9 protein-coding genes are annotated in these 9,217 nt (G+C 65.6%); 4 read left to right on the top strand and 5 right to left on the bottom strand.

The genetic code is table 11. The features are described 5' to 3' along the window. Positions 1–76 precede the first annotated feature (76 nt). Both lptG and lptF read right to left on the bottom strand, forming a co-directional pair. On the bottom strand, positions 77–1,171 hold the full coding sequence (gene lptG / locus J1N50_RS10855) for an LPS export ABC transporter permease LptG (RefSeq protein WP_215353480.1): 1,095 nt from the start codon (positions 1,169–1,171) through the stop codon (positions 77–79). A gap of 1 nt (position 1,172) precedes the next feature. Further along, on the bottom strand, positions 1,173–2,381 hold the full coding sequence (gene lptF / locus J1N50_RS10850) for an LPS export ABC transporter permease LptF (RefSeq protein WP_082657653.1): 1,209 nt from the start codon (positions 2,379–2,381) through the stop codon (positions 1,173–1,175). A gap of 123 nt (positions 2,382–2,504) precedes the next feature. Between lptF and J1N50_RS10845 the strand changes: the two genes are divergently transcribed. The 3 genes from J1N50_RS10845 to J1N50_RS10835 are packed head-to-tail and all read left to right on the top strand — an operon-like array spanning position 2,505 to position 4,824. Then, positions 2,505–2,978 carry a DUF2141 domain-containing protein gene (locus J1N50_RS10845; RefSeq protein ID WP_215353479.1) on the top strand — a complete coding sequence of 158 codons (474 nt, stop codon included), beginning with the start codon at positions 2,505–2,507 and terminating at the stop codon, positions 2,976–2,978. A gap of 3 nt (positions 2,979–2,981) precedes the next feature. Then, positions 2,982–3,953 (top strand): diacylglycerol/lipid kinase family protein, encoded by a 972-nt coding sequence (locus tag J1N50_RS10840; protein WP_215353478.1) that lies wholly within the window; start codon positions 2,982–2,984, stop codon positions 3,951–3,953. Positions 3,954–3,963: 10 nt separating this feature from the next. Beyond that, positions 3,964–4,824, top strand: a complete 861-nt coding sequence (locus tag J1N50_RS10835; protein WP_215353477.1) for a hypothetical protein — start codon at positions 3,964–3,966, stop codon at positions 4,822–4,824. 41 nt (positions 4,825–4,865) lie between these two features. Here the strand turns inward: J1N50_RS10835 and J1N50_RS10830 are convergent, their stop codons facing one another. The 3 genes from J1N50_RS10830 to J1N50_RS10820 all read right to left on the bottom strand — a co-directional run bounded on the left by J1N50_RS10830 (position 4,866) and on the right by J1N50_RS10820 (position 8,387). Beyond that, a complete protein-coding gene (locus tag J1N50_RS10830) occupies positions 4,866–6,827 on the bottom strand; it encodes an ATP-binding protein (RefSeq protein ID WP_215353476.1) in 1,962 nt (653 codons plus the stop codon). A gap of 113 nt (positions 6,828–6,940) precedes the next feature. Next, positions 6,941–8,143, bottom strand: a complete 1,203-nt coding sequence (gene spt / locus J1N50_RS10825) for a serine palmitoyltransferase (protein WP_215353475.1) — start codon at positions 8,141–8,143, stop codon at positions 6,941–6,943. A gap of 7 nt (positions 8,144–8,150) precedes the next feature. Further along, positions 8,151–8,387: an acyl carrier protein gene (locus J1N50_RS10820; RefSeq protein WP_215353474.1), complete on the bottom strand. Its 237-nt coding sequence runs from the start codon at positions 8,385–8,387 to the stop codon at positions 8,151–8,153. Positions 8,388–8,552: 165 nt separating this feature from the next. Between J1N50_RS10820 and J1N50_RS10815 the strand changes: the two genes are divergently transcribed. Further along, positions 8,553–9,125 carry a Pycsar system effector family protein gene (locus J1N50_RS10815; RefSeq protein WP_215353473.1) on the top strand — a complete coding sequence of 191 codons (573 nt, stop codon included), beginning with the start codon at positions 8,553–8,555 and terminating at the stop codon, positions 9,123–9,125. The last annotated feature ends 92 nt before the right edge of the window (positions 9,126–9,217 follow it).

Genomic DNA, 9,217 nt, shown 5'->3' with positions numbered 1-9,217 from the left:
CATGGATCCTGAAACAAGTTCAGGATGACGATGCTGGAAATGTCGTGCTTCGCTCGAAACCCGGCGTCTGTCCGCCCTATTCCTCGGTGCGGATCAGGATCATCTCGCCGATCAGCGCGAACAGGATGAACGGCCCCCACGCCGCGAGGAAGGGCGTGTAGGCGCCGAGATCGCCCATCGCGAGCGCAAAATTGTCGGCGACGAAATAGGCGAAGCCGAGCGCCATGCCCAGGATCGCGCGGACGAACAGCTTGCCCGAACGCGCGAGGCCGAAGGCGGCGACCGCGCCCAGCAGCGGCATCAGGATCGCCGACAGCGGCCCCGAAATCTTGTGCCACAGCACGCCTTTCAGCGCATCCACCGGTCGGCCCGCGGCCTCGAGTTCGTCGATCGCCGTGCTGAGTTCGGTGAAGGGCAGTTCGTCGCCGTCGACCTGCGCCAGCGTGAACTGGTCGGTGCCGACACCCTTCATCGCGGTGATCGTGCCGAGCGGCTCGAGCGTTCCCGAGCGGCGGATGAAGCGCCGCGCATTGGTCAGTTCCCAGCCGCCGGCGACGGGCTTCGCGCTGTCGGCCTTCAGCATCGACGACAGCACGCCCTGGGTGCGTTCATAGATGGTGACATCGCGCAGCACGACGGCGCCGCGCGTTTCGACCGTGCCGGCGTTGATCAGGTCGTTGCCCGCGCGCACCCAGATGTTGGCGCGCACGCCGCTGTCCCGGGGCACTTTCGCATATTCGACCTTCTGCCAGGCGCTGAGCGCCGCGGTCGAGCGCGTGACGATGCGTTCGTTGAAGGCAAAGCTGATTCCCGCGACAAGCAGCGCAGCGAGGAACAGCGGCGCCAGCACCTGGTGCGCCGACATGCCCGACGCCTTCATCGCGATGACCTCGCTGTTCTGGTTCAGCGTCACCAGCGTCAATATGGTGCCGAGGAGCACCGAAAAGGGCAGGAAGGTCTCGATGATCTGCGGGATGCGCATTCCGACATAGCGCCAGACCTCGCCATCGCCATTGCCCGCGACCGCCAGTATCTTGCCGCTTTCGCCGAGCAGGTCGAGCGTCTGGAGGATGAGCACCAGCGCGAACAGGATCGAGAAACTGCGGATCAGGAACATCCGCCCGACGTACAGCGCCATCGTGCGCGAGGGGAAAAAGTGGAGCTGGTGCATGTCAGGCGGCTCGCGGTTTCCGCTGGAAGGCGCCGACCAGGCGGCGAATCTTCTGCCCCGCCTTCGCGGCGAAGCGTTCGAGCGCACCGATCGGCTGGCCGCCAGGGACATAGGCGACGGTGTAATACATCCAGATCGCCAGGCCTGCGAACAAGAGGAAGGGCACCCACAGCGCGATCAGCGGGTCGACCGCGCCGCGCGCGCCGAGATCCTCGGCATATTGGTTGATCTTGTGCTGGGTCACCAGCAGCACGATCGACAGGAACACGCCGAGCGCCGAGGTCGATCGTTTGGGCGGGATCGCCAGTGCGACCGCCATCAGCGGGATCAGGAACATCGACATCACCTCGACGATCCGGAAATGGAAATTGGCCCGCGATTCCAGCCGCGTTTTCAGCGACTCATTCTTGTCGCGCCCGGCGACGAGCAGTTCGGGGATCGTCAGTTCGCGGTCGGCGCCGCCGCGCAGGCGGAACGCCTCGATCTTCGGCAGCGGGATCGGCAGGTCGTGGTTGTCGAAGGTGAGGACACGCGGCACCGCGAATTTCGGCGATTCATGGATCAGCACGCCCTGCGACAGGCGCAGGATGATCGTGTTCGGATCGTCGGTTGCGAGGAATTGCCCGCGCGAGGCGGTCGCCGATACGCGCTGGCCGTCCTTGTTCTCGCCGCGAACGAAGATGCCGCGCAGCGACTTGCCGTCGTTATAGCTTTCCTCGATGCGCAAGGTCATGCGGTCGCCCAATTTGGTGAACTCGCCGACCTTGATCGAGGCGCCGAGCGCGCCCGAGCGAAGGTCGAATTGCAACCCTTCATAGGCGTAGCGGGCATAGGGCTGGATGAAGCCGACGATCGCGAGATTGAGCGCCGCGAGCGCGATCGCATAGGCATAGGGAACGCGCAGCAGCCGTCCGAACCCCATGCCGACGCCGCGCAGCACGTCGAGCTCGCTCGACGTCGCAAGCCGCCGGAAAGCAAGGAGAATCCCCAGCATCAGCCCGATCGGGATGCCGAGCGAGAGATATTCGGGGATCAGGTTGGCGAGCATCCGCCACACGACGCTGACCGGGCCGCCCTCGGTCGCGACGAAATCGAACAGGCGCAGCATCTTTTCGAGCACGAGCAGCATCGCCGAAAGGACGAGGGTGCCGAGCATCGGGAAAAAGACCAGCCGCGCGATATAACGGTCGATGGCGGGTAGCTTGTTCAATCTTTGGTCGCCCCATCACCATGATTTGGCCGCAAATGATTCCGATATGCCGATTCAAGGGCAACAGGGACCCATGTCAGCGTGACGGCTGGCGTGGCTATAACCACTGGGAGCTATTGCGTCATGTCGAAATTTACGTCGGCGTCGCTCTGCGTGGCTCTGCTGTCCCTGTCGGTGGCAGCGAACGCAGAGGGGCAGGTCTTGCCAAACGACCTCGCCAAATGCCGGAGCGGGCCGTCCACCCTCGTCCAGATCAGCGGCGTCAAGGCCGGATCGGGCAAGATTCGCGTGCAGAGCTATCGCGCGAATGCGTCCGAATGGCTGGCCAAGGGCCGCTGGCTCACCCGCATCGAAGTCCCCGCCCGCGCGGGATCGATGACCGTGTGCGTGCCGTTTCCCCAGGCCGGCACCTATGGCATCGCGGTGCGCCACGATTTCAACGGCAACGGCAAGACCGACCTGTCGAGCGACGGTGGCGGGATGTCGAACAACCCGAGCATCAACATCTTCAACCTCGGCAAGCCGAGCTACAAGAAGACCGCGTTCGAGGTCGGCAACGCGCCGCGAACGATCTCGATCACCATGAAATATATGTAGCCGATGGCCAGCGTCGCACTCCTTTCCAATCCGCGCTCGACCGGCAACCGCTCGCTGTTGCCGCAGGTGCGCGAATTTTGTGCGGCGCACCCCGACATCTTCCACTATGAAGTGGAGGACGTCGGGCAGATCGGCGAGGCGATCCGCACGATCGCGATGGTCAGCCCCAGCGTCGTCGCGATCAACGGCGGCGACGGCACGGTGCAGGCGGCGCTGACCGAGCTGCATTCGGGCGGCCATTTCGACGGCTCGCCGCCGCCGGTCGCGGTGCTTCCCAACGGCAAGACCAATCTGATCGCGCTCGACCTCGGCGCCGAGGGCGATCCGATCAAGGCGTTGCAGCGCGTGCTCGATCTCGTCCATTCGGGCGATCTTCAGGATCATGTGATCGAACGCCAGCTGATCGCGCTCGACAATGACGGCGGCCGGCCGGTGCTCGGCATGTTCCTCGGCGGCGCCTATCTCGCCGACGTGATGCTCTATTGCCGCAACCGCATCTACCCGCTCGGCCTGCCGAACGGCATTTCGCACATTCTTGCCGCAATCCTCGGGCTGTTCGCGATCATTTTCGGTCTCGGCGGCGGGCGGCTCCCGCCGAAGCCCGAGCCGATGACCGTCTCGCTGGTTCGCCAGGGCGAGTTCAAGGGCAAATTCTCGCTGCTGATCGTCACGACGCTGGAAAAGCTGCTGCTCAGTATCAAGACGAGCGAGAGCCACGGCACCAATGGTCACATGAAGCTGCTCGCGACCGAGAGCAGCGTCGGTGCGCTGTTCCGGATGCTCGGCGCGACGTGGCGCGGGACGCTGGGGCAGAAGCCGCTCGACGGCGTGCATTTCCAGCAAGGCGACGAAATCCGCATCGAGGGCAAGCGCTCGAACGTCATCCTCGACGGCGAAATCTTTGAAGCGAAGAACGGCAGGCCGATCATCCTGACCTCGACGCAGCCGGTACCCTTCCTGCGCCTCGCGGCCTGACGCCCGCCTTATGTCCGATATCCGCGCCCTCGTCCGCGAAGAGCTTGCGACGCCGGTCGATCCGCGCGCCGCGGCAATGGCCGCGGCGATCGCCGCGCACTATCCGGGCAGCGCGCGCGTAGTGCTCTTTTACGGCTCGTGCCTGCGCGAAACGCAGCTCGACGGGCTGATGCTCGATTTCTACCTGATCGTGTCCGACTATGGCGATGCCTTTCCGAAGCGCTGGATGGCGCTCGCCAACCGGCTGATCCCGCCGAATGTCTTTCCGTTCGAGCATGGCGGGCTGATCGCCAAATATGCGGTGCTGAGCGAGGCCGACTTCGACCGGCTGAACGGCGCCGAAACGCGCAATGTGTCGGTGTGGGCGCGCTTCGCGCAGCCGTCGCGGCTGGTCTGGGCGGTCGACGACACCGCGCGCGACCGGGCGATCGCGGCGGTCGCGCGCGCCGCGCCGACCTTGCTCGCGGCGGCGGGGCGCGTCGAGGGCGAGGCGCCGCTCGACTGGTGGCGCCGCGCCTTTTCGCTCACCTATTCGGTCGAACTCCGCGCCGAGCGCACGAACCGCGCGCAGTCGGTCGTCGATGCCGATCCCGATCGCTACTTGCGGTTCAGCGAACCGGCGATCGCCGCGATTCCCGCGAGCGCGCGCGGCGGCGGCTGGGCGCGGCGGCGGATCGAGGGCAAGCTGCTCAGCATCGCGCGGCTCGCGAAGGCCAGCCTGACCTATGCCGGCGGGATCGACTATCTGGCGTGGAAGATCAATCGTCACGCGGGCACCAAGATCGAGATCAAGCCCTGGCAGCGCCGCTGGCCGCTCGTCGCCGCGCTGACTCTGGTGCCGCGCCTTATCAGGGGCGGGGCGATCCGCTAGTTTTCCTTTTAATCCCGGCTTGCGCCGGGACGGCAATGGCCTCAACCCGCCAACCGCTGCCCCTCGGGCCGCGCGTCGCCCGCGCGCCGGATCGCCTGATCGAGCGCGGTCAGGGTGAAGGGCTTGCGCAGCACGTCATGGTCGCCGAACGCCGCGACCTCGCTCGCATCGCCGGCATAGCCGGTGACGAACAGGATCGGCATCGCCGGCCAGCGCCGCCGGAGCCGCGCGACCATTTCGGGGCCGGTCAGCTGTGGCATCAGCACGTCGGAAAGGACGAGGTCGAAACCGCCATGGCGTTCGACGATCGCCTCTGCGTCGAGCGGGTTGGCGCAGGCGACGGCCTTGTGTCCGAGCTCCTCGACCGCATCGACGGTCGCGGCGAGCACGCGCTGGTCGTCCTCGACGACAAGGATGTTCAGCGCTTCGGCGGGGGATGCAGCGGCCGGATCGGCGTCGGCGCTGCTATCCGCCAGCGCCGCCGCCTCGGCCTTCGCCACGGGCAGCAGCATCGCGACGCTGGTGCCTTCGCCTTCGGTCGAATGGATCTGCACCTCGCCGTCCGACTGACGGCAGAAGGCGAAGACCTGGCTCATGCCGAGCCCGGTGCCCTGACCCGCCGGCTTGGTGGTGTAGAAGGGGTCGAACACCCGCTCGAGCACCTCCGCCGACATGCCGCAGCCGGTGTCGATGACCTGCACCGCCAGCGCGGCGGTCTGGTCCTGCCCGTCGGCCAGGGTGCGGATCGTCAGCGAGCCATGCCCCTCCATCGCATCGCGCGCGTTGACCGACAGGTTCAGCAGCGCGTTCTCGAACTGCTGCCGGTCGATCCAGCAGGCGAGGCCGGGGCTGTTGAGATCGAGCGTCAGCGCGATGCGATCGCCGATCGTGCGCTCGATCAGCTGGGCAAAGCTCGCGATGCAGTCGTCGACGACGACCATTTCGGGGCGCGCGGGTTCGGAGCGTGCGAAGGCGAGCAGGCGGCGGGTCAGGTCGGCGGCGCGGTTGGCGCCGTCCATCGCGTTCGACAGGTGGCGCTGCGCCTTTTCGGGCGCGGTGACAACCAGCCGTTGCGCGAGCTCGAGCCCGCCGACGACGACCGCGAGCATGTTGTTGAAGTCGTGCGCGATGCCCCCGGTGAGCTGGCCGACCGCTTCCATCTTCTGCGCCTGCCGCAGCTGCGCTTCGGCGGCCTCGCGCTCGCTCATCTCGCTGCGCAGCGCGACGTTCGCCTGCTCGAGCTCGGCGGTGCGGGCCTCGACGGCCGCTTCGAGCTGCATCGCGCGGTCGCTCTCCGCCCATTGTTCGCGCCGCGCGGCGCGGCGTTCGCTTTCGGCGCGGACGAGCGACACGGTCGCGGCGATCGCGATCACCGCTGCGGCCGCGCCGAGCAGCGAAAAGAGCAGGATCGCCTGGTTGAGGCTCGCGCGGTCGGCCGACGCGACGCGGTTGCGCTCGGCGAGGATCGTCCGCTCGTTGCGGATCAACTCGGACAAGAGCCGGTCGATACGGATCAGCGCGGCGTCGTGCCCGGCGGCATTATATTTGGAGATGGCGGCGACCGTCTGGCGATAATTGGCGCTGAGCGCCGCGTCGCCGAGCTGTTCGCCGCGCACGTCGAGTTCGGCGGTCAATTGCTTGACGAGCGCGTCCTGCTTCGGATTGTCGCGGACATTGCGCTGCAACAGGGTCAGATATTGCTGCGCCAGCCCCCATTGCTGTTGATAGACGCGGCCGTCCTCCTTCTGCAGCCCGACCGCGAACCGCCCGAGGGCGGCTTCGGCGCGCGCGAGTGCTGCGTCGAGGCTGCGCGTCTGGGAGATGATTTCCAGGCTGTGCGCCTGCCAGCCGAGCGAGCGGTCGTAGCTGTCGTTGGCGCGGGCGAGCAACAGCACGAGCGCGCCGACGATCCCCGTCATGACCGCGCCGAGGACGATCGTCAGCCTGAAGCGCAGCCGCTCCCGCCGATCCTCGGTTTCATTGTCGATATCCCGCTCGAACACGCTCATCTTCTACCGGACCCGCGCTCTACCGCAAAGCCGCGAAGGCGCCGCGCCGGGGCGAGGCCTTCGACTCGCCCCGAAAAGGAATCCACTGGTCGGCGCGGATGGTCGATTCAGCCGACAATTCCGACGCGCTTGCCGGCGCGTTCGAAGCGGCCAAGGATCTCGTCGACCTGCTCGCTCGTGTGCTCGGCGCAGAGCGAGCAGCGCAGCAGGGTCATCCCCGCGGGGGTCGCGGGCGGACGGGCAAGGTTCACGTACAGCCCTTCCTCCAGCAGCGCTTCCCACATCGTCGCGCCGCGTTCGAGGTCGGGCATGATCACCGCGATGATCGCCGACTGCGGCTCTTCGGTTCCGAGCTGGAAGCCGAGCGCGCGGAGGCCCGCGTGCAGCTTCTTCGAATTTTCCCACAGATGCGCGCGCTTGTTCGACCCGTGCATCAGCTTGCGGATGCTCGTCGCGGCGGTCGCGACGACGCTGGGGGGCAGCGAGGCGGTGAAAACATAGGGGCGGCAGACGAGCCGCATGATCTCGAATTTCGGATGGTTCGACACGCAAAAGCCGCCGACGGTGCCGACGCTTTTGCTGAACGTCCCGATAATGAAGTCGACATCGTCGATGACGCCCTGCGCCTCGGCCACCCCGCGGCCATGTTCGCCGATAAAGCCCATCGAATGCGCTTCGTCGACGAGGACCATCGCGCCATTTTCCTTGGCGATGCGGACCATCTCTTTCAGCGGTGCGATGTCGCCGAGCATCGAATAGACGCCCTCGAGCACGACGAGCTTGCCCGCCTCGGCGGGCAGGCGCTTCAGACGCTTTTCGAGCGCCTCGATATCGTTGTGGCGGAAGGCGACGATCTCGGCATCGCCCATCTTGCATCCGTCATAGATCGATGCGTGGCTGTCGATGTCGAGAATGACATAGTCGCCCTTGCCCGCAATCGTCGAAATGATGCCGAGGTTCGCCTGGTATCCGGTCGAGAACACCATGGCATGGTCCATGGCGTAAAATTCCTTGAGCGCCTCTTCGCATTCCTTGTGGCCCTGATAGGTGCCGTTGAGGACGCGGCTGCCGGTGGTGCCGCTGCCGAATTTGTCGAGCGCCTCCTTGCCCGCGGCGATGACATCCTCGTCGAAGGTCATGCCCATATAATTATAGGTGCCGAGCAGGATCGTCTCGCGCCCGTTGCAGATCGCGACGGTCGGCGAGATCACCTTCTCCATCACCAGGCTGAACGGATCGGTGACGCCGGTCGCGAGCAGCGCTTCGCGCTGCTGGATCAGCGGGTCGAATTTGGAAAAGAGATCGGTCATCGACGGCTCAGCCCTGCAGCTTCTCGACCGCAGCGACGAGTTGGCCGACAGTCTCGATCTCGGCCTGCTGGTTCATGCTGATGATGATGTCGAACGTGTCCTCGACCTCGGCGACGAAATCCATCACCGTCAGGCTGTCCCATTCGAGGTCGCCGGCGAAGGTGGTGGCGTCGGTCAGCGCGACGCCTTTCTTGTTGAACGGTTCGATCAGGCCGAAAATCTGGTCCCTGAGGGCGGTGCTCATCTGGTGCGTCCCATAATGGAAGAAAGTTGCGCGCGGGAATGCCGCGATGCTGCCCGCTTGGCAAGCGAATGCGGCGGGAATCGGGCAGCATCTTGCCGTTCGCGGCGCTTCATGCCATCGATGTGACAGGTCGCCGGAAGCTTTCAGGGCAGGGGATGGGACTGTATGGACAGCGAAAAACCGGGTGCGGCGCCCGAGCGGTCGGCGATTTCCTTTCCGCCGAACGCGGTGCACCTTGTCCGCACCAACCAGCAGATCACGATGCAGCTGTCGCAAATGGCGGATCAAAAGGCGTCGATCCTGATGGGTGCGACCTTCGTGGTGTTCACGCTCGCGGTCGGGCAAGCGCGCTCGGGCGGCGGCGCGCTCGCGATGCCGCTCGCGATCCTCGCCACCTTTTCCTTTCTGTCGGCGCTGCTCGCCGTGTCAGCCGTGCTGCCGCGCGTCGGCAAGGCGCCGCCGGTCGTGTACAAGGACGGCAAGGACCACAGCAATATCCTGTTCTTCGGGCGTTTCGAGCAGATGGAAGAGGATGAGTTCATCGCCGCGGTCAAGACGCGGCTGCGCACAGAGGAAGATCTGTACGAGACGATGCTGCGCGACACCTATCAGAACGGCGTTGTGCTGGCGCGCCGCAAATATCGCTATCTGGCCTATGCGTACCGGCTGTTCGTCGTCGGACTGACGCTGACTTTCGTGGCGTTTGCGTTCGAGATGGCGATGATGTGGGCGGGTTGATACAGCGACGCACTGGATAATGCCATTCGTCATCCCGGACTCGATCCGGGATCCACTCACGCGGCGCTGGAGGAATGGATCCCGGATCGAGT

Source organism: Sphingopyxis soli (assembly GCF_018682675.1).
Taxonomy (GTDB): domain Bacteria; phylum Pseudomonadota; class Alphaproteobacteria; order Sphingomonadales; family Sphingomonadaceae; genus Sphingopyxis; species Sphingopyxis soli.
This window is presented reverse-complemented; position numbering and strand designations above follow the sequence as displayed.

Excerpts from the sequence above, each read along its gene's own strand:
- J1N50_RS10820 (WP_215353474.1), bottom strand. The coding sequence starts at position 8,387 with ATGAGCACCGCCCTCAGGGACCAGATTTTCGGCCTGATCGAACCGTTC.
- J1N50_RS10815 (WP_215353473.1), top strand. The coding sequence starts at position 8,553 with ATGGACAGCGAAAAACCGGGTGCGGCGCCCGAGCGGTCGGCGATTTCC.
- J1N50_RS10835 (WP_215353477.1), top strand. The coding sequence starts at position 3,964 with ATGTCCGATATCCGCGCCCTCGTCCGCGAAGAGCTTGCGACGCCGGTC.
- spt (WP_215353475.1), bottom strand. The coding sequence starts at position 8,143 with ATGACCGATCTCTTTTCCAAATTCGACCCGCTGATCCAGCAGCGCGAA.
- J1N50_RS10840 (WP_215353478.1), top strand. The coding sequence starts at position 2,982 with ATGGCCAGCGTCGCACTCCTTTCCAATCCGCGCTCGACCGGCAACCGC.
- lptG (WP_215353480.1), bottom strand. The coding sequence starts at position 1,171 with ATGCACCAGCTCCACTTTTTCCCCTCGCGCACGATGGCGCTGTACGTC.
- J1N50_RS10845 (WP_215353479.1), top strand. The coding sequence starts at position 2,505 with ATGTCGAAATTTACGTCGGCGTCGCTCTGCGTGGCTCTGCTGTCCCTG.